The sequence below is a fragment of the Ereboglobus luteus genome (genome assembly GCF_003096195.1).
Classification (GTDB): Bacteria; Verrucomicrobiota; Verrucomicrobiia; order Opitutales; family Opitutaceae; genus Ereboglobus; species Ereboglobus luteus.
Window position 1 is genome coordinate 326,847 of the sequence record NZ_CP023004.1, and the last position, 25,794, is coordinate 352,640.

The following is a 25,794-nucleotide window of genomic DNA, read 5'->3' on the forward strand; positions in this document are numbered from 1 at the left end:
GATTTTGCAACCTCGCATCATCTGGAGTATTACTTCGAATGACACGATTCACCTGCCCGTGAGACGAGGCAACGCCTCGCCATTTGGGATTTCGGGATTTTGTCGGTTGGTTTTTTTGAAATTGTCAGGCTTCTCGCTTCGCGCGGAAGGGATTTTGAGATTTGAAATTTAACCACGCCGCCGCCCTCAAAATCACGCCGCGTTCCGTCACGAAAAATAATCCCATTTTCCCCTAAAAACCCATTGCGTCCGACCCTGAATTTCGATGCAATTTCCCTTTTATTTTTAACGCAATTACGCACCCGATTTTCCACGCAAATATGTCCGACCAAAACGACCCGCAAAACGCCGACCAGAACCCCGCCGCAGGCGCCGACGCATCCGGCTACAACGCCTCCCAAATCGAAAAACTCGAGGGCCTCGAGGGCGTCCGCAAACGCCCCGACATGTATATCGGCGACACCAACGAGCGCGGCCTCCACCACTGCGTCTTCGAGGTCGTTGACAACTCCATCGACGAGTGCCTCGCCGGCTTCGCCACCTCCGTCAAGGTCACCATCCACCTCGACGGCTCCTGCTCAGTCGAGGACGACGGCCGCGGCATCCCCGTGGACCTCCATCCCAAATACGGCATCCCCGCCCTCGAGCTCGTGCTCACCAACCTCCACGCCGGCGGCAAGTTCGGCAAGGGCGCCTACCAGGTCTCCGGCGGCCTCCACGGCGTCGGCGCCAAGTGCGTCAACGCCGTCTCCGAATGGTTCGAGGCCGAGGTGCGCCGCAACGGCAAGGTTTACCAAATGCGTTTCGCCCAGGGCCTCACCACGCAAAAGATGACCGTCGTCGGCGACACCAAGAAAACCGGCACAAAAATCACCTTCAAGCCCGACGCGGAAATCTTCCTCACCACGCGCGAATTCCAATACGAAATCCTCGCGCGCCGCCTCCGCGAACTCGCATTCCTCAACCCCGGCGTCCGCATCGAGCTCACCGACGAGCGCTCGCAAAAATCCGACGTCTTCTACTTCAAGGACGGCATCGTCGAATTCGTCCAGTATCTCAACACCAACAAAAACCTCGTCCACCCGAACCCCGTCTCGTTCTCCGACTCCGTCGCCGACGAAAACGACCCGAGCCGGCCGCCCATCGCCGTCGACGTCGCGATGCAATACAACGACTCCTACAACGAGCAAATCTTCGCCTACGCCAACTCCATCCACAACATCGAGGGCGGCACGCACCTCTCCGGCTTCCGCTCCGCGCTCACCCGCGTCCTCAACAATTTCGCCAAGGCCAACAACCTCCTTAAGGAAAAGGACCCCCGATCAACGGCGACGACTGCCGCGAAGGCCTCACCGCCGTCATCTCGGTGAAAGTCCCCGAACCCCGCTTCGAAGGCCAGACCAAGACCAAGCTCTCCAACGGCGAGGTCGACGGCATCGTGCAAAAAATCGTCGGCGAAAAACTCAAGTTTTTCCTCGAGGCCAACATCCCCACAGCCAAGCGCATCATCGACAAAATCGTCAACGCCGCACGCGCACGCGAGGCCGCACGCAAGGCCCGCGAAACAGTCCGCAAAGGCGCCCTCTCCGGCGGCGGCCTCCCCGGCAAACTCGCCGACTGCTCCTCGCGCGACCCCGCCGAATGCGAAATCTACATCGTCGAGGGTAACTCCGCCGGCGGCTCCGCCAAGCAGGGCCGCGACCGCCGCTACCAAGCCATCCTCCCCCTCCGCGGCAAAGTCCTCAACGTCGAAAAAGCCCGCCTCGACAAGGTGCTCTCCAACGCCGAAATCCGCACCATGATCACCGCCTTCGGCACCGGTATCGGACAAAACTTCGACGTTGACGGCACGCCCACCGAAGGCGGCTTCAACGGCGACAAGGCCCGCTACCACAAAATCATCATCATGACCGACGCGGACGTCGACGGCGCGCACATCCGCACCCTCCTCCTCACCTTCTTCTACCGCCAAATGCGCGGCCTCTTTGACAAAGGCTACATCTACATCGCCCAGCCGCCGCTCTACAAAATCAAACGCAAAAAACGCGAGCAATACATCGAGAACGACGAGCAGATGAACCGCATCCTCCTCGAACTCGGCTCCGAGGACGTCACCCTCACCCGCCTCCGCGACAACAAAGTCCTCGCCCCCGCCGAAATCGACAAACTCGTCGAGCACTTCTCGGCGCTCGAAAAACTCGGCGGCGGCGTCACCCGATACGGCGCCTCGCTCGCCGAATACCTCGACTGCCACGACAAGGAAACGCACGCCCTCCCCCGCTACATCGCGCGCATCCGCGAAGGCAACAAGGAAAGCCACCAGTTCCTCATGGACGAGCACGCACGCGCCAAATTCGTGCAGGATCACGGCCTCGACGCCGACCTCTTCGAGCAACCCGCCGGCACCGTGGGCGCGCCCCTCGCGACACCCGCCACCACCACCGACGACAACGCCGCCCCCGCCGCCAAAAAAGCAGCCCCCACAGGCCCGCTCAAACGCATCACCGTCCACGAAATCTTCGAGTCGACGGAAATGTCGAAAATCCTCCGCGCCATCACCGCCTCCTCCGGACTCGACATCAACCGCTATGGCCCCACCGAGGAACCGCGCTACATCATCACCGAAAACGCCGGCCAGAAATCGGAAAACAAAATCGAAATCCACAGCCCGCTCGAAATCGTTTCGCACATCCGCGCCCTCGGCCGCAAAGGCCTCACCATCCAGCGCTACAAAGGCCTCGGCGAAATGAACCCCGAGCAACTCTACGAGACAACGATGGACCCGGAACGCCGCCGACTCCTCCGCGTGAGCGTGGCCGACGCCGCCAAGGCCGACGCCCTCTTCACGCTCCTCATGGGCGACGAAGTCCCGCCCCGCCGCCAATTCATCGAAGACAACGCCCTCAACGTCCAATACCTCGACGTGTAATAAAAAAAAGGAGTCAGAATACGGAAGTCAGGAGACAGGAGAAAACCTCCGGCAACCCTCAAGCCTTCCGTATTCCGACTCCTGACTCCCGTATTCCGACTCCCGACTCCTTTTCATAAATGCAAACACCGCCCGACAAACTCTCCACGGCCAACATCACCGACATCATGCAGACGGCATACATCGATTATTCGATGTCGGTCATCATCTCCCGCGCGCTGCCCGACGCCCGCGACGGCCTCAAACCCGTGCAACGCCGCATCCTCTACGCGATGTATCGCCTCGGCCTCCTGCGCAACCGCCCCTTCACCAAATGCGCCAAAGTCGTCGGCGAAGTCCTCGGCAACTACCACCCCCACGGCGACTCCTCCGTCTACGACGCCCTCGTGCGCCTCGCCCAAACCTGGGTCATGCGCTACCCGCTCATCAACCCGCAAGGCAACTTCGGCTCGGTCGATGGCGACGAAGCCGCCGCCTACCGCTACACCGAGTCCCGCCTCGAGCACACCGCCGAAACCCTCCTCGCCGACCTCGACGAGGACACCGTCGACTTCAACCCCAACTTCGACGAAAAAACCACCGAGCCCTCCGTCCTCCCCGCCGGCCTCCCCACCCTCCTCCTGAACGGCTCCACCGGCATCGCCGTGGGCATGACCACCAACATCCCCCGCACAACCTCCACGAAGTCGCCGCCGCCGCCGCGCTCCTCCTCGACAACCCCTCCACCACCGTTGACGAACTCTGCGACATCATCCAAGGCCCCGACTTCCCCACCGGCGGCGTCATCGCCGGCCGCGAAGGCATCCTCTCCTACCTCAAAACCGGCCGCGGCATCATCCGCGTCCGCGGCAAGGCCCACACCGAGGACAACAAAACCGGCGAGCAAATCGTCATCACCGAAATCCCCTACAACGTAAACCGCGCCAGCCTCGTCACCCGCATCGCCGAACTCGTCACCGAAAAGGAAATCGAAGGCATCCGCGACGTTCGCGACGAATCCGACGCCAACACCCGCATCGTCATCGAACTCAAGCGCGGCGAACAAGCCTCGCCCATCATCAACCAACTCTTCAAGAAAACCGCCCTCGAGTCCTCCTTCGGCGCCATCCTCCTCGCCCTCGACAAAAAGCGCCCCAAGCAAATGAACATCAAGGAACTCCTTGAATGCTTCATCGACCACCGCCGCGAAGTCGTCACCCGCCGCACCCAGTTCCGCCTCAACCAAGCCGAGGCCCGCGCCCACATCCTCGAAGGCTACAAAATCGCCCTCGACAACCTCGACGACTTTGTCCGCATCATCCGCGCCTCCGCCTCGCGCGCCGAGGCCAAGGAAAAACTGATGGCCAAATACCCGCTCACCGAGCGCCAGACCGACGCCATCCTCGAACTGCGCCTCTACCAGCTCACCGGCCTCGAACGCGACAAAATCGAAGCCGAATACCTCGAACTCCTCAAACTCATCGAGGAACTCCGCTCCATCCTCGAAAACGACTACAAGCTCCGCGAAGTCATCAAAACCGAGCTCCTCGCCCTCAAGGAAAAGTTTGGCGACGAACGCAAAACCGAAATCACCGGCGCGCTCGGCGAGTTCCGCATGGAGGACGTCATCCCCAACGAAGGCTGCGTCATCACCGTCTCGCACCTCGGCTTCATCAAGCGCACCCCCGTCGTCGAATACCGCTCGCAAAAACGCGGCGGCAAAGGCGTCATCGGCACCGAGACCTACGCGGACGACTTTGTCGAACGCCTCTTCACCGCCGAGACGCACGACTACATCCTCTTCATCACGACCACCGGCCAGTGCTACGCGAAGAAAGTTTACGAAATCCCCGAGGCCGCCCGCGCCGCGAAAGGCAAGTCCGTGCACTCGTTCCTCATGCTCAAGGAAGGCGAGAAAATCGCCGCCATGCTCTGCACGCCCGACTTCGCCAACGAAAACGCCGCCAGCCGCTACCTCGTCATGGCGACCAAGCGCGGCACCATCAAGAAAACGACCCTCAGCGACTACGCCAACGCCACCCGTGAAAACGGCCTCATCGGCATCAACCTCGCCGAAGGCGACACCGTGATCGGCTGCGTGCTCACGACCGGCAAGGACGAGCTCATCCTCGTCTCGCACCAAGGCCTCGCCGTGCGCTTCCGCGAAAGCGACGCCGAGACCGGCGAAGTCCTCTTCCGCGCCACCGGCCGCGCCACCGCGGGCGTCACCGGCATGCGCTTCAAGCTCAAGAGCGACTACCTCGAAGTCATCGAAGTGGTTGACCACACCGCGAAGTTCCTTGTCGCGAGCGAAGCCGGCCTCGGCGTGCGCACCCGCTTTGAGGACTACCGCCTCATCAACCGCGGCGGCACGGGCGTGTGGGCGATCGACCTCCCTGAAAAGGTCAACCTCGCCGGCGCGTTAAGCGTCCACGACACCGACGAAGTCATGCTCCTGACGGCGAAAGGCCAAAGCATCCGCTGCCCGGTGGACACGATCCGCGAAACCAATCGCGGAGCGAAAGGAGTGAAACTCCTCACCCTCGCCGAAGGCGACACCCTCCTAAGCATCGCCAAGGTCGTCGAGTCCGAGGAAGAGCAGGAAGCCGCCAACGCGGGCGAAGCCGCCGAATAAAAGGCGAGGCGATTTCGCCGTTCCAAGCGTCAGCGACATTCCGCCAACAGCCGCATCAACCATTCGCAGTTCATCATGACGCGCTCGTCGAGCACGTCATGGATGAATCAAGCGCCGTTGGCGGGGCGAACCATCTACCACTATGGTGTGTTCGCGCCATCATTGTTCAATGCGCTTGCGTTCCCTTCGACGGGCGCAAATATGCGTGCATGCGCCACCCCATAAAAATCGGTTTAGAATTAACCATTTTTTCGCTCGCGCTCTTTGTATCTGGATGCGCATCAACGGCCATTAAACGCATATCTGCCGATCAATTTGTCCATGCGTATAAATCGATAGACTCCCCAGCTTCAATGTTCAGCTATGCATACATAGGACAAAGCAACACCAATGCATACATAGAGTATTCGCGCGTAGCATTATTTAGCAACAAATGGAAAGTTCAAATCCTCTGCACTCCTGTTTCAGAACTCCCCCAAGATTTTCTACGTCAACTTGCAAATCACAAATCTCGGGCAGTAACGACTCTGACACGTCCTCAAATGATTACTGCCAGCGATCGAAATGGACATCCTTCCGAAATGAAAATCCCCGGGGTCTTCAATCCTCAAAACACAACTTCGGATCAACCGTTGTCCGACTCCCAGTTGAAATAGATATAAAACACACTTTCATTTTATTGCTCGATTCTTGGATTTATTGCTCTTGCAAACCCTACAACTTCCCCAGCGCCAGTAGCGCGCGATGCGTTTGCACAGCGGCCTGCAGCAATGAATCCGTTGGAGGTGGTTGTGATTCTGGCGACGACGATTCGCCTTCGGTTTCTTTTTCACCCGGCTTCGCCTGCGAATCAGAGTCCGCCGCATCCGGGGCTTTTTTATCCGCGACCGTTTTTGCCTCCACCTCCGGCTCCGGCAATCCCTGATAGTCGCGCATGAGCGCCGCCTCGTCATAGCGCTTCTTGTCCGGCTGGTGATTGATCAGAGTCGAAACCGCCGCGCCTTTCGAGATCGCCTCGCATGCGCGGCGGTCGTCCTCAACGGAACCCCGCACCTTCACGTCGGCGGGCACGTTGTCGACGGCCAATGCCATGACCAGCACGCCCTGCGTGTTGTCCGGCAATCCGGCGTTGAGCGTGAACGGAACCGCTGACGACGTGTCGCGATTGATCAACACAAAACGCGCGGCCCGAGTCTCCGGGGACACCGGCGGAACAAGCGCGATTCGCAGCGCGCGCACATCGGCCACGCGCGCATCCACTCCGCGCAAATCGACAACCGCCGCCTTGTTTTCCGCGAGCACGGATTTCAGCGCGGGCAAGTCGGCGGCAGGGTTTGTCATGCGAAAATACACAAGCCCCTCGCCAAGATCCTGCGCGCCCGCCTTGTCAGCCGCACCCGACGCCGCGCAAAATCCGGCCAGCAACAGTGACAGCGCGCCGAGAAAACATTTGCACAAACGATAAAAACTCATGCGGCACAGTGTTTGCGGTTCCTTGAAATTATTCAAGGAACCAGCGTGTGGAGCGAGTAGTTCGCGCGCGATTACGCCTGGCGCATCGCGCGCTCGATTTCAGCCATTCTTTCAACCTTGGGCAGCGAGCGGGCGCCCTCGAATTCGGATTCCAGAAAAGCGCGCACAATCATCTTGGCCAGCTCGGGGCCTATCACGCGCGCGCCGAGAGTGACGATTTGCGCGTTGTTGCTCTTGCGCGCGCGCTCCGCGGAAAATGTGTCGTGCGCCTGCGCGGCGCGGATGCCCGGAACCTTGTTCGCTGTCATGGCCATGCCGATGCCCGTGCCGCACAGCAGCACGCCGCGCTCATGGCGCCCGCTTCGAATCGCCTCGGCCACGGCCAGCGCGATGTCGGGATAAAGCACGGACACGCCCTCCTCGGAGCCGACGTCCTCGACCTCGTAGCCCAGGCTTTTGATGTAGGCCTTGAGCGTGTTTTTGAGTTCCCAGGCCGCTTCGTCACAGCCGATTACCACGGATTTTTTTTCAGTCATTGTTGTTTGTTTTGGGTTTAAGGAAGTCGTTTCGTCGGTTTCGCGCTTGGGCAAGCCGTCTTTCGCCCAAGCGGGGCGCACGCGAGGCGCGCCCTACTTCATGATCATTTCCTTCACCGATTTTCCGGCGGGAATCATGGGCAGAACGTGCTCGCTGTGCGGCACGACCACGTCGAGCAAATACGGACCGTCGTGGTCGAGCATTTCCCGGATCGCATCACGCAGCTCGCTTTTCTTGATCACGCGTCGCGCCTTCACGCCGAAACCTTCCGCGATCTGCTTGAAGTTCGGATACAGGCCGCCGGTGTTTGTCGGGCTGCCGATATTGTTCACGTCGCCGAGAATCGTCTGCCCGCGGACGCTTTGATAGAAGCGGTCCTCCCACTGCGTCACCATGCCAAGGTGCTGGTTGTTCAGAATCATCACCTTGATGTTGATTTTTTCGATGGTCGCGGTGGCGAGTTCCTGAATGTTCATCGTGGTCGAGCCGTCGCCGTCGATGTCGATGACCTGCTTGTCTGGACACGCAACTTTTGCGCCGATCGCCGCGGGCAGGCCGTAACCCATCGCGCCGAGGCCGAGCGAGCTGATGTAGCGGCGCGGTTTTTCGAACGAGTAAAATTGCGCGGCCCACATCTGGTGCTGTCCGACGCCGGTCGCGATGATCGCGTCGCCCTTGCTCAGTTCGTAGAGCGCGGCCACCGCCTCCTGCGGCAAAATGTGCGGGCTGTCCGGATAACTGAACGGATGCTCCTTGCGCCATTCGCGGATTTGCGCAATCCACGCCGCCGTGTCGGGCGCGGCAAACGAGCGCGCGGACATAAGCTTGTTCAGGCGCGTGAGCGCATCCTTGACGTCGGCGCAAACCGGGTAGTCAACGCGCTTGTTTTTATTGTGCTCGGAGGCGTCGATGTCGATGTGGATGATCTTGGCGCGCGGAGCAAATCTGTCCGTGTCGCCCGTGATGCGGTCGTCGAAACGCGCGCCGAGGCTGATGAGCAGGTCGCACTGGTCGACGGCCCAGTTGCCATACGCCGAGCCGTGCATGCCGAACCAGCGCGCCGAGAGCGGATGCGTCTCGGGAAACGCGCCGAGGCCCATGAGCGTGGTCGCGACCGGGATTTGCGCGCGCTCGGCAAACGCGAGCAGCTCCTTGTGCGCGCCGGACGAGATGACGCCGCCGCCGACATAGAGCACCGGTTTTTTCGAGGCCGAAACGAGTCCGGCGATTTGTTTCAACTGCGCGTCGCTCGCGGTGTGCTTCAACCCGACAAACGGATTGCGGAACGAAACTGTTTCCGGGAAACGCGGCACGAAGCGCGCCTGTTGCACGTCCTTCGGAATGTCGATGACCACGGGGCCGGGCCGGCCGCTGCGCGCGAGCTCGAACGCCTCCTTGAAGATGCGCGGCAGGTCGGCGACATCGAGCACGAGGTAGGAGTGTTTCACGATCGGCAGTGTCATGCCGAAAAAGTCGGTTTCCTGAAACGCGCTCTTGCCGATGTATTTTGAAAAAACCTGACCGGTGATGGCGACGAGCGGGATCGAGTCCATGAACGCGTCGGCGATGCCGGAGACGAGGTTGGTGGCGCCGGGGCCGCTGGTGGCCATGCACACGCCGACCTTGCCGGACGCGCGCGCGTAGCCGCCCGCCGCAAACGCGCCGCCCTGCTCGTGGCGGGGCAGGATGACACGCAGCTTTTTGTTGCGCGCGAACGCCTGGTGCAACTCGAGCGCCGCGCCGCCGGGATACGCGAAGACGACACCGACCTTTTCGCGCAGAAGGCATTCGACGACGCAATCGGCGCCGTTCATTTCACGCGGGGCGGTTTTTGTCGCGGTGGCGGATGAGCGTTTGGCTGTCTTTTTCATAAATAAAAGTGGTCCGGAAAAACGTAAAATAAAGTCCGTCGTCCGCGGAGGATGCAAGAATGGAAAGCGACCGGGGAGTTGCGCGTGCCGCGGTGCGGCGGCACGTCCGCGTCAATGGAGATTCACGCGCGACGCTTTTCCCTCGCGCCCGGCGCGCATCATTTCGTCGTAAATCCAGCGGTAAGTTTGTTCCATGCCGTCGCGCAGGCGCGTCGACGGCTCCCAGCCGAACAGCGACTTGATGCGCGTGTTGTCGCTGTTGCGCCCGTTCACGCCCTTGGGCGCGTCGGGGTTGTATTTTCGCGCGAGCTTCACGCCCGCGATTTCCTCAACGATGCCGACAAGGCCGTTTATCGACACGAGTTCCGAGCTTCCGATGTTGAGCGGCTCGGCGCAGTCGCCACCCATGAGCAACAGCGTGCCTTTTATGCAATCGTCGATGTATGTGAAACTGCGCGTCTGGCTGCCGTCGCCCCAGATTTCGATTTCATGCCTGCCGGTGCGCACCGCCTCGATCACCTTGCGGCAAATCGCGGCGGGAGCCTTCTCGCGGCCGCCGTCATAGGTGCCGTGCGGCCCGTAAACATTGTGATAACGCGCCACGCGGGCGACCACGCCGAAATCCTCGTCGAAGTGGCGGCACATGCGCTCGCTGAAAAGTTTTTCCCATCCATAGCCATCCTCCGGCATCGCCGGATATGCGTCGGCCTCCGTCAGCGGCGTCACGTCCGCGCTCTTTTGTTTGTCGGCATTGTAAACACAGGCTGACGACGAGAAGAAAAAACGTCCCGCGCCGCAATCGCGCGCGGCCACGAGCAGGTGTGTGTTGATCAAGACGCTCAACATGCACAGCGCCTTGTTGTTTTCGATGAACCCCATGCCGCCCATGTCCGCGGCCAGATTATACACCTCGTCGTATCCGCGCACCGCCTCGGCGCAGGCGTCACGCAACTGCAAGTCCAGGGTCCGCGACTCCGCGGCGTCATGAATCTGGCACCACGCCTCGACGGGCTTTTTATCCACGGCCCCAACCTTGTGCCCCAAGTCGAGCAAGGCCTTTACCAAATGCCCGCCGATGAATCCCCCGGCGCCGCAGACCAGTATCTTTTTCATATGCGAAATTGCTTACCCTTTGCGCGGCGTTTCCTCAAGCGGATATCTTTTCAGCCCGAGCAACTGGAGCGTCACCCTGAGCACGAACAGCGGATTATTTATCAAGTAGCGACGCCAAAGCCGGCGCGGCTCCATGCACAGCCGGAAAAACCATTCCAGCCCGCAACGCCGCATCCAGCGCGGAGCCTGCCGCGCGCGGCCCGACAAAAAGTCAAACGCCGCGCCCACGCCAAGCAACACCGTGCCCGACCCGGCGATGCGCGGGGCGAATTGCGCCATGAATTTTTCCTGCTTCGGCGCGCCCAGCCCGACCCAAAAAAAGCGCGGTTTGAGCATGTTCACGCGCGCGGCCAGCACGGCGAGTTCCGCCGGGTCGAGCTCGCGAAACGGCGGCGTCTTGACGCCCGCGACTTTCAATCCCGGAAAACGCGCGCCAAGTTTTTCCGCCAGCAACCCGGCCGTGCCCTCGCCGCCTCCGTAGAAAAAATGCGTGAGCCCCTCCTCCACGCCCGCCTCGCAGAGCGCAAGCATCAGGTCGGGCCCGTAGACGCGACCGATATCCCCGCCCGCGCGCCATTTTGCCAGCCAGACCAGCGGCATGCCGTCGGTCGTGTTCAAGAATGCGTCGTTGAGGATGCGTTTAAATCCGGCGTCCCGTTGCGCCTCCGAAACCCCATGCACTCCCGTCACACACACATACCCGCCCCTCCCCGCGCGCGCGGCATCAAGCAGCAGCGTGGTGGCGACGCGCAGGTTCATGGCGCTGACGCCCACGCCGAGCACATTGACTTTTGGAGGCATTTCCACGGCCAATTGAAAAAACGCAAACAACAGCGCCGTGCAATTGGATTTCACCCCGTGCGCATGCGCGGATTTTCCGCCCTATGCAAGTAAGCGGTCGCGCGCTTACTCCTCGTTCGAAAACACACTCTGCACGTCGTCGATTTCGTCGAGGGCGTCGTGGAGCTTTTGGAGCGACTCGGCGACCCCCGCGTCGATCGCCACCGTGTTGTTCGGTATGTAGGCGATTTCGGCGGAGTCGGGCTTGATTCCCGCCTGCTCCAGCGCTTGCGAAACTTTGTCGAACGCGGGGATCGGACAGCGCACTTCGTGGCCTTCCTCGGTCGTGATGATGTCGTCCGCGCCGGCGTCAAGCGCCACTTCCATGAGCTGGTCCTCGGTTGTCTTGTCCTTCGCGATCAGGAACTGGCCGGCGTGGGTGAAATTGAACGCCACCGCGCCCGCCCCGGCGAGGTTGCCGCCGTATCGGGAAAACACGCTGCGCACATCGGCCGCGGCGCGGTTCTTGTTGTCCGTGGTGACCTTGACGATCATCGCCACGCCGCCGGGGCCGTAGCCTTCGTAGGTGGCGTCCTCGTAGGAAACGCCGGGAAGCTCGCCCGTGCCTTTCTTGATGGCGCGGTCGATGTTGTCATTGGGCATGTTGGCGTCGCGCGCCTTCAGGAGGATGGTGCGCAGGCGGGGGTTTGCGTCGGGGTCGCCGCCGCCGGCTTTGGCGGCAAGCGTCAAATCGCGCGAGATGCGGGAAAAGATTTTGCCTCGTTTGGCGTCAATCGCGCCCTTGAAGTGCTTGAGTTTGGCCCATTTACTGTGTCCTGCCATGGCGGGGGAATATTGGATTAGGGTGAGTGGTGATTCTCGAATGATGAAATGTTATCGGGTGAATGTGAAGCCCGTGTTTATTTTTTCTTCGGGGGCGTCACGTTTTTCATCGGGCGCTTGCCCTTCGCCGCGGGCGCGGGGGCGGGGGCGGGTTCCTTGTCCTTCATGCGGTTGACGATGAGTTGCTGGCAGATTGTGAACAGGCCGTTGACCGTCGAGTAGAGCGCGAGCGCGCAGGAGAAGTTGTAGAAGAAGACAATGAACATGAGCGGCATGAACTTCATTATCTTTACCTGCATGTTGTCCACGCTGGGCGACGGCGTGAGGCGCATCTGGATCATCATCGTGGCACCCATGAGAATCGGCATGATGTTGATCGGAAAATTAAGCCAGGGAAGGCGCGCGATGGTGTCGGGCGCGGAAAGATCACTCGCCCACAGGAAGCTCTGAAAACGGAGCTCGGCGGTGCTTTGAAGCATGAAGAAGAACGCGACAAAGAGCGGCATCGTGATGAAGATCGGCAGGCAGCCGCCGAGTGGATTCACCCGGTGCTTCTTGAAGAGCTCCATCGTGGCCTGGTTGAGCTTTTGCGGGTTGTCCTTGAATTTCTCGCGGATGGCCTGCATCTCGGGCTGCACTTTTTGCATGCGCTTGGCGGAGCGCGACGCGGAGAGCGTGAAGGGCAGCGTCACGAACTTGAGCATCAGCGTCATCATGATGATGGCGATGCCCCACTGGCCGACAAAGCTGTGCATGAAAACCATGAGCCGGTTCATGATCGGCGAGAAAAACCCGCTGAGCATGATCGTCCGGTAAAAGCCGCTGCTGAATTGCAGCACCTCGTCCTCGTTTTTCTTGGAGACTTTGGAGAACGAGCGGATGCGGGTGTATTCCTTCGGGCCGCCGTAATAGTTGAAGCCGAGCGTGGTCTCGGCGTTGGGCGCGAGCGCGGGCACGTCGAACGCCGCGCTCACGGTGAGGCCGACGGCGGGCGTGGTCATGCCGCGGAGCGGCGGCAGCTCAATGCGGCGCGTGATCATGCCGCGTCCGGGCTGGTCGGGCGTGAGCAGGCCGGTGAAGAACTGGTTGCTCACGGAGGCCCATACGATCTGCTCCGGCGAGCTGACGTAGGGGACGGGGGCGCTGGCCCCGAAGCCGAGGAAGCCGCTGCCGCCGGCGAGCTTGGAGCGCTCGATGAACTTCGATTTCTCGCCGTTGTTGTATCCACTGGTCAAATACATGCCGTTGTCGCGCTCGTTGACGGGCGACGCCGTGCCGATGTTGAAGGAAAACGCCGGCATGGGCACGGCCTCCCCGGTGAGATTGCGGAGCGTGAGCTCGTGGCGGATGATGTAGGGATCGCCCGCGGCCTCGGGCGCGCCGGAGGGCACGATTGTGTAGCGGCGCAGCACCTCGATGCGGTTTTCAAAAACCGTGCGGTAAACAACCTCGGTGGCCGATTGCGAAACGAGTTCGTAGGACACATGACGGTCGAGTTTTTTCGACGTGAACGCGTCGGTCGTGAACGCGAAGATCGGGTCGGCGTGGCTGCCGTTGAAAACGAAGGGTTCGTCGCTGCTTTTTTCGGCGGCGTATTTTTTGAAGGCAATGTCCTCAAGCGCGCCGCCGAAATTGGTGAAGCGCGCCTGGATGTAGTCGTTCGAAAGCGTCACGTAGCGCGCGTCTTCGTAGGCGGAGGCAACCGGGGCGAAGGTCGCGTTGCTCTGCATGCCGGGCGCGGGGGCGGCACGGCGGAACCGGGCGCGCCGGTGGTCGCGGGTTGCTGCGCGGGCGGCGGCGGTTGCTGGCTCGGCGTGTTGCGCGAGCCCGTGTATTGCATGAGCCCGAATGCGGCGACCAGCAGCACTATGCCGATGAAGAGGTTTTTTTTATCCATTATACGAACGTTTTTTGGGAGAGAGTGTTTGGTTTTGTGAGAAAGATTCAGGCGACGCGCTCGCAGCGGGGCCGGCGGCGCGGCGCGGGTGGAGGCACCGGGTCAAGACCGCCCGCGCTCAACGGCGAGCAACGCAACAGACGCCACGCCGCCAGCGCGAGTCCGCGCAACAAACCGTGCGCGCGGAGCGCCTCGGCGGCATAACACGAGCAAGTGGGATGAAACCGGCACCCAAACGCGGGACCCGCGACCACGTGCAGCGCGGGCGAAATGACGCGCTGGTAAACGGCGATCAAAAACAGGAAGGGCGCGGTGAGCGCCTTGCGCAGCCTGGTTGGTTTCACGGTTTGGTTTCGGTTGGTTGTTTCTGAAAAGCCCTGCGGCAGGCGTCGGCAAATTTTTGCCCGATCACGGGAAAATCCGTTTTGTTGATCGAGCGGCGGGCGACGAGCAGGATGTCGTGGCCGGGCGGAACGAGTTGCTGGTGTTGGCGAAAAATTTCGCGCAGCCGGCGCTTGGCGCGCGCGCGGGCAACGGCGTTTCCGACCGCCGCGTAAGAGGCGACCACTCCGACGCGAACGACGGGCGCCGGGATTTCGGAGGAGTCGTCGTCCGGGCGTTTGTAATACCAAAACGCAAAGCCGCCGCATTCGAAGCGGCGGCCCTTTTCCCGCAGGTTGCGGAAGTCGCGTTGCCGCCGCACATGTTGTTCGGGGCGGAAACGCATGATGCCGGCAAGTTAAGTCGCGTTGGATATCGAGATGCGGAACGCGACGGAATCAAACCACGGTCAGGCGTTTGCGGCCGACGCGACGGCGGTTTGCGAGGACTTTGCGGCCACCCTTGGTGGACTTGCGCGCGCGGAAACCGATCTGGCGGGCGCGCTTCTTGCGATGTGGACGGAATGTAGGTTGCATGATTAGTCGAAAAGGGAGAAATGTGACCGGACAATGTGACGGGTGTAAAGCGGAAATATGTTTTTTTGTTGCGTGCCCCCCAACGCGTCCCGTGCATTACCCCTCCACGCAAAATGAGCAACCAGTCCATCGCCGTCGTGGGCGGAGGCATCACGGGACTCGCCGCCGCCTACCATCTCGCCAGTGAAACCCGCCGCGTCCGCCTTTTCGAGGCGTCGGGCCAGCTCGGCGGCTCCATCCGCAGCGAACGCACGCCGGAGGGCTGGCTCATCGAAACCGGCCCCAACACCGTGCTGGACAAGACAAACGAATTCAAGCGCTACCTCGACCTCCCCGGGCTCGCCCAAAGCCGCCTGCGCCCCGACCCGCTCTCCAAAAAACGATTCATCGTGCGCAACGGAAAACTCATGGCGCTGCCCACATCGGCGTTCGGCGCGGCCACCACGAGTATTGTTTCGTTCAACTTAAAATGGCGCATCGCGCGCGACTTTTTCTTTTCGCGCCCGCGCAACCGAACGGAGGATCTCCCGCTCGCCGAACTCGCGCGCGCGCACTACGGAAACGAATTTATCGATTACGCGCTCAACCCCATGGTCGCGGGCATCTACGCGGGCGATCCGGAAAAACTCTCCGCGCGCCACGCCATGCCCTTCATTTGGGAAGCGGAGCGCTCGCATGGCTCGATCGTCCGCGGACAAATCGCCCAGATGCGCGCCCGCCGCAAGGCCGGCATTCCGAAGGCCGAAATGCTTTCGTTCCAAAACGGCCTGCAGGAATTGCCCGACGCGCTCGCCGCGCAACTGCCAAACTCGGCCCTCGAAACCGGCGCGCGCATCAAATCAATCTCGCGCTGTGAAAGCAGTGGCGCGTCCGAACCGCGCTGGCTCGTCCGCTGGATGCGCGACGGCGCCGCGCAAACGGAAACATTCACCAAGGTGCTGCTCGCCATCCCGCCCCACGCGCTCGCCGCGCTGCAAATCGCGCCCGATGCCGCGCGTCCCGACGAATTTTTCGCACCGCTCTCCGAGCTCGGCGAAATCGCCTCGCCGCCGCTCGCCTCGCTTTTCCTTGGCTACAAGCGCGAGCAAATCGCGCATCCGCTCGACGGGTTCGGCGCGCTCGTGCCGGAAGTCGAGAAGCTGCCGTTCCTCGGCGTGCTGTTCAGCAGCAGCCTCTTCGCCGGACGCACCCCGCCGGGTCACGCGGCGCTCACCGTGATGATCGGCGGCACGCGCCAGCCGGGACTCGCAAGCCTGGGCGAGCAACAGCTTGTTGATCTTGTGAGTCCGCCTCTTGGAAAACTGCTCGGCATTCAGGGCGCACCCGTCTTCCAGAAACTCACCACGCACCAGCGCGCGATTCCGCAATACAACGTCGGTCACGAAAAATACCTGTCGTTGATCGACGAATTTGAGCAAGCGCACCCCGGCCTGGTCATCGCTGGCAATGTTCGCGACGGCATCGCCGTCCCCGCATGCGTCGCCTCCGGCGTAAAACGCGCCGAATCGACCATGTGACACAGACCGCCTAGCCGCGCCGCGCTACGGTTTTAGTCCGTATTCGTCGAGCCGTTTGCGCAAGGTGGCGCGCGTGATGCCAAGTTTTTCGGACGTGCGCACAGTGTTTCCGTTTTCGGCCTTGAGCACGCGAATGATCATTTCGCGTTCCAACCGTGCGAGAATGGGTTCGTCGGATTCGGAAAGGGTTTCGCACAGGAAATCCAGCGCGCGTTCGGTTGTGAACGACGGTCCGGATTTGTTTGCCGCGGACGCCGCCGGCATCACGGATTCGGACGCCGGAGCGCCGGAGTGTGTTTCATTCCGCGCTTCGAGATCCGCGTTTCGCATTTTTTCCACGGCGTCTCGCACTTCCTGCGGCAGGTCTTTCAGGAGGATTGTGTCGCCCTGGGCGATGACGGCGCTGCGATAGATTGTGTTTTCGAGTTCGCGCACGTTGCCCGGCCAGCGATGGCGGGTGAGCACGGACATCGCCTCGGGGGAAACCTTGCGCGCGCGGGTCTTTTTTTGGCGGGCGAGGTTTTGCACGCAAAAATCGACGAGTTGCGGAATGTCGTCCGGCCGGTCGCGAAGCGCGGGAATGCGAATGCGCACGACGTTGAGGCGGTAGTAGAGATCCTCGCGAAATGTTTTTTCGCGAATCATGGCCTCGAGGTCCTTGTTCGTGGCGGCGAGGATGCGAACGTCGACCTTGATGGTTTCGCCGCCGCCGACGCGCTGGATTTCACCCTGCTGGAGCACGCGCAGGATCTTTGTCTGCGTGGCCGGGGCCATGTCGCCGATTTCATCGAGAAAGATCGTGCCGCCGTCGCAAAGTTCAAACTTGCCGATGCGCTGGTTGGTCGCGCCGGTGAAGGAGCCTTTTTCATGGCCGAAGAGTTCGCTCTCAATGAGGTTGTCAGGAATAGCGGCGCAGTTGACGGCGATGAAAGGCTTTTTGGCGCGGTGACTGTGCTTCCAAATGGAGCGCGCGACGAGCTCCTTGCCGGTGCCGCTTTCGCCAGTGATCATCACGGTGACATCGCTGGCGGTGACTTGCCCGATGATCTTGAACACGTCCTGCATGGGTTGCGAACTGCCGACAATGCCCTCCTTAAAATCGTCGCTGGTGATAGTGGGTTTGTAATCGCTCGCAGCGCGGATGTCGGCGCGAGCCTTGAGCGCGTTTTCGGCAAGCGTGATCACCTTCTGCGGATCGAAGGGTTTCATGATGTAATCAAACGCGCCGTATTTCATGGCCTCGATGGCGGTTTGCGCGGTGCCGAAGGCGGTCATGAGAATGACCATTTGCTGCGGGTTTACGGAGCGGATGTGCTGGAGCGCCTCGATGCCGCTCATGCCACCCATGCGCACATCAAGAAAGACAAGGGCGGGCGGAGATTTTTTGACAATGTCGATGCCCTGCTCGCCGCTGGCGGCCTCGACGATGTTGTAGTTGCGCGAGGAAAGCACGCGGGAGAGGGAATAGCGCACCTCGGCATCATCGTCGATGAGAAGGATGACGGGGGGCGCGGATGGGCTGGCGGCGGTGGCGGAGTTTTCAGGCATGACGGTTTCGGACGCTTGCAAATGACACCGGCCCGCGCGGTTAGTCAAATTATCGAACGCCGTTTGGCGTAATAATAAGCGCAATTGCTGCAAGTTCAGATCAGTTTTACGATTTTTTGGGAGTGGAAAATGCCGCGTATTTTTCATCCGCGCATTTTTTTCTTTCTCGGCAAAGCTGAAGCGGGCAAAGAACACGCCATGAAAAAACCATTGCTCAATAAGTGTTTTGCAGCCCTGACCGCGGGATTTGCGATACTGGCGCTGACCGGTTGTCCGAGCGGGAACACGACCAAGAAGGCCGTCGGCTCGGTGACAAAAAAAACTGTCGAAACAGCCAAGGGTGTTTTCTCCGGCATCTCCGAGGGCATTGACGAGGGACGCAAACAAACCACGGGCGTGGACGGTGCGAGCGTGGCAACGACTTTTGCCGAAATGCAAGGCAAGGTGAGTTTTGAAATTCTGGGAGTGGAGGACGACGAGGCGCAGGGCACGGTGATCGTAACACTCGGCCTGGCAAACGAAACGGACGCGCCAATCCGTGTGAGCGGACTCGCGGCATCCGACCAAGTCATGCTTCTCGACAAGTCCGGTTATGTCGCCCGTGTGCAACGCGCGCCGATGAACGTCACGGTTCCCGCGATGGCGAAGGAAAAGGCCCGGCTTGAGTTCAACGGCAAGGCGGCGGATTTTGTGACCCTGCGCCTGCTCGGCGGTGAAGTGCCGCTAAACGCGCGGGAATAAGCGGAGCGCAATCCAGCCGCAGCCGGAACACAATCGCGCGCCGTTTTTCATCGTCACGCGGGCTTGCAGCCGTCGGGACAATACGCTCTCAATCTCCGCAACAACCCACATGAACACGTTCCCTTCCTTGGTTCGGCAGCGTTGCGGAGTTTTCCCAAAAATCGCAATCGGGCTGGCGGCAATTGCGACCCTGCTTTTGCCGGAGGGAACATTGCGCGCGGCAAAAGGCGACATCGATGTGCTCGTGGCGCCGGACCGCACCGCCGAGGGGAAAAACTTTGTGCCGCCGACCGCGGAGAAACCTTACTATTGCATAATATACACGGCGGGGCCGATGGAACTGGGCGCGGTTTACGCGGGCGAAACAATTCCGAAGAAGGAGGAGGTCGCGCCGCACGTGAAGAAGGCGCTCGCATCGCAGCACTACCTCGAAATCGACAAGGACCATCCGGAGCCGTCGCTGCTCATTGTTTACAGCTGGGGCAGCATCAACGCCGACGAAATGGAAATGGAGTTGGGCGAAGAGGGGGGAACCGCCACGACGCAACGCAACACGGCGGAAATGCTGGGCATCGTCAGCACGAACAAAATGGACCTGAGCCCGCACAGCTTTGACCGCAAATACAACCTGCCGGATTTGAGCGACGGACGTTACTTTATTCTTTTCGGCGCATACGACTATGCGGCGCTGAAAGCAGGCAAACCCCGCCGTCAGACAATGCTGTGGCGCACGCGCCTGAGCATTTACAACACGGGCCGCGGCTCGGCGCCGCTCACCGAGGCGATACCGCGAATGCTGGAAGTCGGCGCAAGCTCGTTTGGCGCGGACGGCTATCCGGTCGAGCTGCGCAACAAGCTCAAGAAGGGCAAGGTCACGCTTGGCGAGGCCGAGGTCGTGGAATACGTCATCTCCGGCACCGACGTGAAACCCGCGCCAAGGAAAAAACCGAATCCAAAGACCCCGAAGAAATCGAAAAACGCCAAGTAGGGAAAATCCCGGCGGGTTGGGTTTGGGGATTTTATTACCATGGGGATTTCCGCGAATTTTTCTAGTTGCCGCCCCGCCCTTCCTGCCCGTCTTTTAAACGGATGCACGTTTCGTTCAATATTGCGGCGGATATCGACGCCGCCATGAAAACCGCCGTCGCCGCCGCAGGCATCGACGCGGCAAGTTTCGCGCCCGAAGTGCGCACCGCCGATCCGCGCAACGGAGACTTTCAGGCCAACGGCGTCCTCGCCTTCGCAAAACGCAACAAACAAAACCCGCGCGCGCTCGCCGAACAAATCATCGCCGCGCTCCCCGACGAAATCAAAGCCCGCTTCGACACCGCCATTGCCGGCCCCGGGTTCATCAACTTCACGCTCAAGCCCGCAGCGCTTTTCGACTGGCTCAACACTTACGACTCCATCGAAAAACTTTCGTCCGGCGCCTCGTCCGCCTACGCGGGGCAGACATGGGTCGTCGATTATTCCTCGCCCAACACCGCCAAGCAAATGCACGTCGGCCATCTGCGCTCGGCCGTGATCGGCGAGGCGATTTGCCGGCTGCTTGAGTTCAGCGGCGCAAAAGTAATCCGCGACAACCACCTCGGCGACTGGGGCACGCAGTTCGGAAAACTCATCTACGGTTACAAGCGCTGGCTCGACAAGGACGCCCTCGCGCGCGATCCGATCTCCGAGCTCGAGCGCCTCTACAAACTCGGCAACGAAGCCACGCCCGACGGCTCGCCCGAACTCGAGGAGGCGCGCCAGGAACTCGTGAAACTCCAGCGCGGCGACTACGACAGCCTCGAACTCTGGAAACTGTTTTCCGAGGTCAGCAAAAAAGCCTTCGACGAAATCTACAAGCAGCTCGCCATCAAGTTCGACCACTACCTCGGCGAAAGTTTCTACAACGACAAACTCCAACCCGTGCTCGACGAGCTCCAAAAACTCGGACTCGCCGAGGAGAGCCAGGGTGCGCTCGTCGTTTTCCATCCCGAGCATCCGCGCTTCGCGAAACAACCCTTCATCGTGCGCAAGAGCGACGGCGCGTCGAACTACGCCACCACCGACCTCGCCACCATGCTCTACCGCGTCGAGCATTTCCACGCCGACGGCATCGTGATCCTCACCGACTTCCGCCAGTCCGACCACTTCGAGCAACTCGCGCTCACCGCTGAAAAATGGTTCGCCAAAACCGGACGCCGCATGCCCCGGTTCGCCCACGTCACTTTCGGCGCCGTGCTCGGCGAAAACAACAAGCCGCTCAAAACCCGCGACGGCGACACGATCAAGTTGAAGGAACTCCTTGGCGAGGCCGAGGAACGCGCCTATACTATCGTGAGCGAAAAAAACGCGGGCCGCCCCAAGGCCGAGCAATTCACCGACGAGGAATGCCGCGCCATTGCGCACTACGTCGGCATCGGCGCCGTGCAATACGCCGACCTCTCGCAAAACCGCTCCAGCGACTACCTCTTTTCGTGGGACAAAATGCTCTCCCTCGACGGCAACACCGCGCCGTATCTTCTCTACGCGATCGCGCGCATCCACAGCATTTTCCGCAAGGCCGGCATCGAGCCGGAAGCCCTGGCCGCAATCGAAAAGGAGGCCTCGCCGCTTGAGACCCCCACCGAGCTCGCCCTTGCGCGCAAACTCGTGAAGTTTCCCGACGCGCTTCGCCTCGCCACCGACACACTCCGCCCGCATTTCCTCGCGCTCTATCTCTACGAGCTCGCGGGCGATTACAGCGCGTTCAACAACGCGGACAAAGTGCTCGTTGACGACACGCCGGTTCGCGCCCGCCGCCTGCTTCTTTGCGCGCGCACCCAGCTCACGCTCAACACCGGCCTGAACCTCCTCGGCGTGCGCACGCTCAAGCGCATGTAGCACAAACTGCCAAGCCTGCATTTTTGCCGATTTCCCTTCCTTTCCGAACCACGAGCAGACTTGGCGGTCTGCGCCACAAAGAATGCCTCCTTCCCAGCACGAGTATTACATCCGCCAGCCATCCGACACCGACGCGCGCGGACCGTTCACGATTGAACAACTTTCCCGGCTCGCCGAATCGGGCGGGCTTAATTCGAGCACGCTCCACTTCGACGCCAACACCGATCAGTGGATATCGCTGTTCGAGGTGCCCGAACTGGCCGCGTTGCTGCCCAAAAACACCGCGAAAAATTCGGCACTTCCCGCGGCTTCGTCTCCGCTCGCGGCGAAACTCACTGTCGTTCTCCTCGCGGGCAGCGCGCTCGCGCTGTTGCTCCCCATGTTCAAAAGTGTGGACGCGCTCAATGCGAACGCCCTCCTGCAATACCCATGCTTCTGGCTCGGCGCGCTCGACCTTTTGATGGCGTTGTGCTGCGGCGTGTTTGGCGCGCGATTCTTCCGTTTCGTCCGCGTTCGCACGGGACTCGGGCTCGGTTTTCTGGGCGCGCTTTTTTGGCTGCAAGCGAACACCGGCGCGCTTGTTGCCGCGTTGATCGCGTCGGTCTGTCTCTGGCTGGCAACAACATGCGCCGCTCCGCGCGCGCTCATCGCAAACACAATCGCAGGCTTGGCAGCGCTCGCAGCGCTCGCATATTGTCTGCTCACGTAAATGCGGCCCCGGGCCGCGCCCACCAATATGATGCGCTCACTCATACTCCTCAAAAACCGCGCCGTCTCCCTCTACACAAAGGAAATCTGGCAGTCCACGCACATGGGGGAAAAATCCCTGCGCGGCTGGGCTTACGCGCTCCTGCGCGTCATCTCGATCACGATCACCGGCACGCTGGCCACGCGCTCGTTTGCGCGCGCCGCCGCCCTGAGCTTCACCACGCTGCTCAGCCTCGGGCCGCTCATCGCGCTTGCGGTAATGGTCGCCGGCTTTGTGCTCAAGGACCAGGATCCCGACATGATCGCGAACAAACTCAACGACGCGATCAAGTTCGTCGCGCCGCAGGTCGATCACTACGAGGAAATCCGCCAGCAAAACCGCCGCAATGGGCGCACCAGAAACTCCGCCGAGCGCCCCGGCACCCAAACACAATCCACCGCCGCATCACCCGCCCCGGCGCCTTCGGAGCCCGCTCCATCCTCCGCCGTCACAGTTGCTGAAAAAACATCCACAGCACCATCCACCCCCGCGCAACCCGACACGGCGCAGCGCAAGGTTCGCCCCGAAATCGTCCGCCTCATCAACAACTTTATCACCAACGCCCGCTCCGGCACCATCGGCGGCATCAGCGCGATCACTCTGATCACGATTGTGATTTTTCTCTTCGGCGCGATCGAGGATGTGTTCAACGACATTTGGGGCGTGCGACGAACGCGCTCGTGGCTCACGCGCGTCGTGTTCTATTGGACGATTCTCACGCTTGGCACGATCATCTTTTCGGTCGCCATCACCACGCTCTCGGCGGCGACTTTCGAGAACTTCTTCCGCGAAAAAATCCCCTTTGGTGCGCAGATGATCGCCGCCGCAAATTTTGTCATGCCCGCGGTCATCGCCGTGCTCGCGCTTGGGGCGCTCACTCTTTTTTACCGCTTCATTCCCAACACGCGCGTGTATTGGCGCGCGGCGCTCGCCGGCTCCATCACCATGTCGGTGCTGCTCGTCGGCAACAACCTGATCGCATTCGCGTATTTTCGCCGCATCGAAATCACGCAAAGCCTCTACGGCTCGCTCGGCGTGCTGCCCGTGCTCATGCTCGGCCTGTATGTGTTTTGGATGATCGTGCTCATCGGCGGGCAGGTGAGCTATGCCGTGCAAAACGTGCATTTCCGCAACAGCCAGATCGCCTGGGGCACGCTGTCGTTCACCCGGCGCGAACGCCTCACGCTCATCGTGCTGCTCACCATCGCGCGGCGTTTCCAGGCGTGCATGCCACCGTGCACCGTTTCGCAACTCGGCGACACGATCAAGGCGCCCGCGCAAATCCTGAACGAATGCCTCAACCGCTTGAAGGATCTCGGGCTGATCTCGGCCGTGCCGCCGCCGGCCAAACGCGAGGCGGCGTCGGATTACCTGTATCAACCGGCGCGGCCGCTCAACCGCATCACGCTCGGCGAGTTCAAGGAGCTCTTTGAGAACATCGGCGAGGATCCCTCGGGCATGCTGCTCGACAGCATTGATCCCGTGAGCGCGCAGTATCACGCCGCGATCAAGGCGATAAATCGCGAACCGGTTTTCACCAAAACGCTCGAACAGCTCTTCGCCGATAATCCGATCGACGGCACGCACCCGCCCTTTGCACTCGGAGAAAAACTCAAGCCGGCCCAAGGCTGAGCAACTTGAGCCGGAATAAATCGACTTGAGTCGATTCAAGTCGATTTACGCAGAAACGGGACGCGCCGGGACAATCCACCCGCAAAAAAAGCGCCGCGTTTAGCGGCGCTTTGAGAGAGGATTAAGCATGCGTAGTGTTTACCGCCGACTCAGATTTCGTATGCGGGAAGCGCTTTGTCCACGCGCACTTTTTCGAGTTTCACGAAGGCGGGCAGGCCGTTTTCGTAGGGAACGACGGTTTCGCCCTGAATGAGCGGTTGCGCGTAGCGGATGAACTGGTTGCTCATGCTCACGCCGTCCTCGTTGATCCACTCGCGGGGGAGTTTCTTCACGCCGTTGGCAATGTCGCTGAGCGGGGCGAGTCCGGTTTCGCAGCTGTAGTGGTCGGTGTCGCCGCGCAGGAGCGTGACCATTTTGTCGGTCTCGCCTTCGACGACGGCGGCCTTGACCGCGGCTTGTCCCGCGAGATAGGCCTCGTCGGCATCGGCTTTCGAACCGCCAATGACCGCGGCGCGCTGCGCCATGCCGAGCTTGACGGTGCGGCATTTCACGGTCGGGAAGTTTTGTTCGACAAGACCCTTCAGGTAGTCGGCCGCGCCACCGAGCTGGGCATGGCCGAAGGCGTCGGTTTTGTCATCGGCGGAAACATAGTTGCCGTCCGCGTCGATGAGGCCCTCGCCGACGACGATCATGCAGTATTTTTCACGCTGGAGAACGCGTTGCACATCGCCGACGAACTTCTCGGTCGAGAAGGCGACCTCGGGCAAATAGATGAGGTGAGGGGGATCGTTGGGCTGGTCGCGGCGCTTGGCGAGCGCGGCACCGGCGGCAATCCAGCCCGCGTTGCGGCCCATGACTTCGATGATTTGCACGAGGTCGTGCTGGCCCATGGCCTCGTTGTCGCACGCGACTTGGCGAACGGTGGAGCAGATGTGCTTGATGACGGAACCGTAGCCGGGGCAGTGGTCGGTGACGGGCAGGTCATTGTCGATGGTCTTGGGAATACCGATCACGCGCAGGTCGTAGTTTTGCTCCTGGGCGAGTTTGGAGATCTTGTCGGCGGTGTCCTGCGAGTCGTTGCCGCCCGCGTAGAAGAAGTAGCGGATGTTGTGCGCCTTGAACACTTCGAGCACGCGCTCGAAGTCCTGTTGTTTCTTGAGCTTGTAACGGCAGGTGCCGAGCGCGGCGCCGGGCGTGTAACGGAGGCCGCGGATGGCCTGCTGCGATTCAGAGGCGAGATCGATGAAATCCTCATTAAGGATGCCGAGCACGCCGTTGAGCGTGCCATAGATTTCCTCGACGCACTCATGATTGAGCGCTTCGGAGACGACTCCGGCTACGCTGGCGTTGATAACGGCGGTGGGGCCTCCTGACTGGCCCACCAAGACATTTCCTACGAGTTCGGCCATGGTATTATGCGATGTGATTTGATTGTTTTGAGTTCTGGTAAAATTGTGTGAGGGATAAAAGAAGCGACTGCGGTCACTGGCTGGCAAATCAATTCTATGGGGCTCGCAAAAGAACCTGCCGTTTCGGGATGGGCGGGTATGCCGGCTGAGTGGAAACAAAAAAAGAACGGTTGCGGCGAAACTGCCCCGCTAAAAATTTGAAACACGGTCATCAATGATGCGAATGGCGCACGCTCAAAAGCCAGACATCCGCCGAATTGAAAGATGCATTCGCCTTCCACGAGGCGTTCATGCAATCAGACGACATGCGCGGCACGGCATGGCGAGACACGTAGCCTTTGCGCCGACTGGTGTAAA

Annotated in this window: 20 protein-coding genes and 2 pseudogenes; 9 read left to right on the forward strand and 13 right to left on the reverse strand. The window is 60.8% G+C overall.

Annotated elements, in window-relative coordinates; all coding sequences use genetic code 11:
- Positions 1–320: 320 nt before the first annotated feature.
- The 3 genes and pseudogenes from gyrB (at position 321) to CKA38_RS15185 (ending at position 6,199) form a co-directional block, all read left to right on the forward strand.
- Positions 321–2,929, forward strand: a pseudogene (gene gyrB, locus CKA38_RS16850) (DNA topoisomerase (ATP-hydrolyzing) subunit B).
- Between the two features lie 119 nt (positions 2,930–3,048).
- Positions 3,049–5,543 (forward strand): annotated as a pseudogene (gene gyrA, locus CKA38_RS16925) (DNA gyrase subunit A).
- 98 nt (positions 5,544–5,641) lie between these two features.
- Positions 5,642–6,199 (forward strand): hypothetical protein, encoded by a 558-nt coding sequence (locus tag CKA38_RS15185; RefSeq protein ID WP_152032608.1) that lies wholly within the window; start codon positions 5,642–5,644, stop codon positions 6,197–6,199.
- A gap of 58 nt (positions 6,200–6,257) precedes the next feature.
- Here the strand turns inward: CKA38_RS15185 and CKA38_RS01395 are convergent, their stop codons facing one another.
- The 11 genes from CKA38_RS01395 to rpmH all read right to left on the reverse strand — a co-directional run bounded on the left by CKA38_RS01395 (position 6,258) and on the right by rpmH (position 14,974).
- Positions 6,258–7,016 (reverse strand): hypothetical protein, encoded by a 759-nt coding sequence (locus CKA38_RS01395; protein WP_108823903.1) that lies wholly within the window; start codon positions 7,014–7,016, stop codon positions 6,258–6,260.
- 71 nt (positions 7,017–7,087) lie between these two features.
- Positions 7,088–7,552: a ribose 5-phosphate isomerase B gene (gene rpiB / locus CKA38_RS01400; protein WP_108826341.1), complete on the reverse strand. Its 465-nt coding sequence runs from the start codon at positions 7,550–7,552 to the stop codon at positions 7,088–7,090.
- A gap of 93 nt (positions 7,553–7,645) precedes the next feature.
- Complete coding sequence (ilvB, locus tag CKA38_RS01405) at positions 7,646–9,424, reverse strand: biosynthetic-type acetolactate synthase large subunit (RefSeq protein WP_202863941.1); 1,779 nt, start codon at positions 9,422–9,424, stop codon at positions 7,646–7,648.
- A gap of 111 nt (positions 9,425–9,535) precedes the next feature.
- Positions 9,536–10,537: an NAD-dependent epimerase/dehydratase family protein gene (locus tag CKA38_RS01410; protein WP_108823904.1), complete on the reverse strand. Its 1,002-nt coding sequence runs from the start codon at positions 10,535–10,537 to the stop codon at positions 9,536–9,538.
- A gap of 12 nt (positions 10,538–10,549) precedes the next feature.
- Positions 10,550–11,338, reverse strand: coding sequence for a WecB/TagA/CpsF family glycosyltransferase (locus tag CKA38_RS01415; RefSeq protein WP_108826343.1), 789 nt, complete (start codon positions 11,336–11,338; stop codon positions 10,550–10,552).
- A 105-nt stretch (positions 11,339–11,443) separates the two neighbouring features.
- Positions 11,444–12,160 (reverse strand): YebC/PmpR family DNA-binding transcriptional regulator, encoded by a 717-nt coding sequence (locus tag CKA38_RS01420; protein ID WP_108823905.1) that lies wholly within the window; start codon positions 12,158–12,160, stop codon positions 11,444–11,446.
- A gap of 77 nt (positions 12,161–12,237) precedes the next feature.
- Positions 12,238–13,890 (reverse strand): YidC/Oxa1 family insertase periplasmic-domain containing protein, encoded by a 1,653-nt coding sequence (locus tag CKA38_RS01425; RefSeq protein ID WP_108823906.1) that lies wholly within the window; start codon positions 13,888–13,890, stop codon positions 12,238–12,240.
- The gene (locus CKA38_RS15190) at positions 13,830–14,057 is read right to left on the reverse strand and encodes a hypothetical protein (RefSeq protein WP_152032609.1); all 228 of its coding nucleotides are present in this window, start codon (positions 14,055–14,057) and stop codon (positions 13,830–13,832) included. The genes CKA38_RS01425 and CKA38_RS15190 overlap by 61 nt, the downstream gene beginning before the upstream one ends.
- Before the next feature lie 47 nt (positions 14,058–14,104).
- Entirely contained in the window at positions 14,105–14,401 is a 297-nt protein-coding gene (yidD, locus tag CKA38_RS01430) for a membrane protein insertion efficiency factor YidD (RefSeq protein WP_236919091.1), read from the reverse strand.
- On the reverse strand, positions 14,398–14,784 hold the full coding sequence (gene rnpA, locus CKA38_RS01435; RefSeq protein ID WP_108823907.1) for a ribonuclease P protein component: 387 nt from the start codon (positions 14,782–14,784) through the stop codon (positions 14,398–14,400). Before rnpA ends, yidD begins: the two co-directional genes overlap by 4 nt.
- 52 nt (positions 14,785–14,836) lie before the next feature.
- Positions 14,837–14,974, reverse strand: coding sequence for a 50S ribosomal protein L34 (gene rpmH, locus CKA38_RS01440; RefSeq protein ID WP_108823908.1), 138 nt, complete (start codon positions 14,972–14,974; stop codon positions 14,837–14,839).
- A gap of 113 nt (positions 14,975–15,087) precedes the next feature.
- Here rpmH and hemG point away from each other — a divergent pair, with 113 nt between their 5' ends.
- Complete coding sequence (hemG, locus tag CKA38_RS01445) at positions 15,088–16,491, forward strand: protoporphyrinogen oxidase (RefSeq protein ID WP_108823909.1); 1,404 nt, start codon at positions 15,088–15,090, stop codon at positions 16,489–16,491.
- A gap of 24 nt (positions 16,492–16,515) precedes the next feature.
- On the opposite strand, the gene CKA38_RS01450 is transcribed toward hemG, so the two are convergent.
- Entirely contained in the window at positions 16,516–18,039 is a 1,524-nt protein-coding gene (locus CKA38_RS01450; protein ID WP_108826345.1) for a sigma-54-dependent transcriptional regulator, read from the reverse strand.
- A 198-nt stretch (positions 18,040–18,237) separates the two neighbouring features.
- Here CKA38_RS01450 and CKA38_RS01455 point away from each other — a divergent pair, with 198 nt between their 5' ends.
- The 5 genes from CKA38_RS01455 to CKA38_RS01475 all read left to right on the forward strand — a co-directional run bounded on the left by CKA38_RS01455 (position 18,238) and on the right by CKA38_RS01475 (position 24,028).
- Positions 18,238–18,780 (forward strand): hypothetical protein, encoded by a 543-nt coding sequence (locus CKA38_RS01455; RefSeq protein WP_152032610.1) that lies wholly within the window; start codon positions 18,238–18,240, stop codon positions 18,778–18,780.
- Between the two features lie 109 nt (positions 18,781–18,889).
- Complete coding sequence (locus CKA38_RS01460; RefSeq protein ID WP_108823911.1) at positions 18,890–19,768, forward strand: hypothetical protein; 879 nt, start codon at positions 18,890–18,892, stop codon at positions 19,766–19,768.
- 101 nt (positions 19,769–19,869) lie between these two features.
- Positions 19,870–21,648: an arginine--tRNA ligase gene (argS, locus tag CKA38_RS01465; RefSeq protein ID WP_108823912.1), complete on the forward strand. Its 1,779-nt coding sequence runs from the start codon at positions 19,870–19,872 to the stop codon at positions 21,646–21,648.
- A gap of 82 nt (positions 21,649–21,730) precedes the next feature.
- Entirely contained in the window at positions 21,731–22,357 is a 627-nt protein-coding gene (locus CKA38_RS01470; protein WP_108823913.1) for a DUF4339 domain-containing protein, read from the forward strand.
- A 27-nt stretch (positions 22,358–22,384) separates the two neighbouring features.
- Entirely contained in the window at positions 22,385–24,028 is a 1,644-nt protein-coding gene (locus tag CKA38_RS01475) for a YhjD/YihY/BrkB family envelope integrity protein (protein ID WP_236919092.1), read from the forward strand.
- A gap of 149 nt (positions 24,029–24,177) precedes the next feature.
- Here the strand turns inward: CKA38_RS01475 and CKA38_RS01480 are convergent, their stop codons facing one another.
- Positions 24,178–25,437, reverse strand: coding sequence for a 6-phosphofructokinase (locus CKA38_RS01480; RefSeq protein ID WP_108823914.1), 1,260 nt, complete (start codon positions 25,435–25,437; stop codon positions 24,178–24,180).
- Between the last annotated feature and the right edge of the window lie 357 nt (positions 25,438–25,794).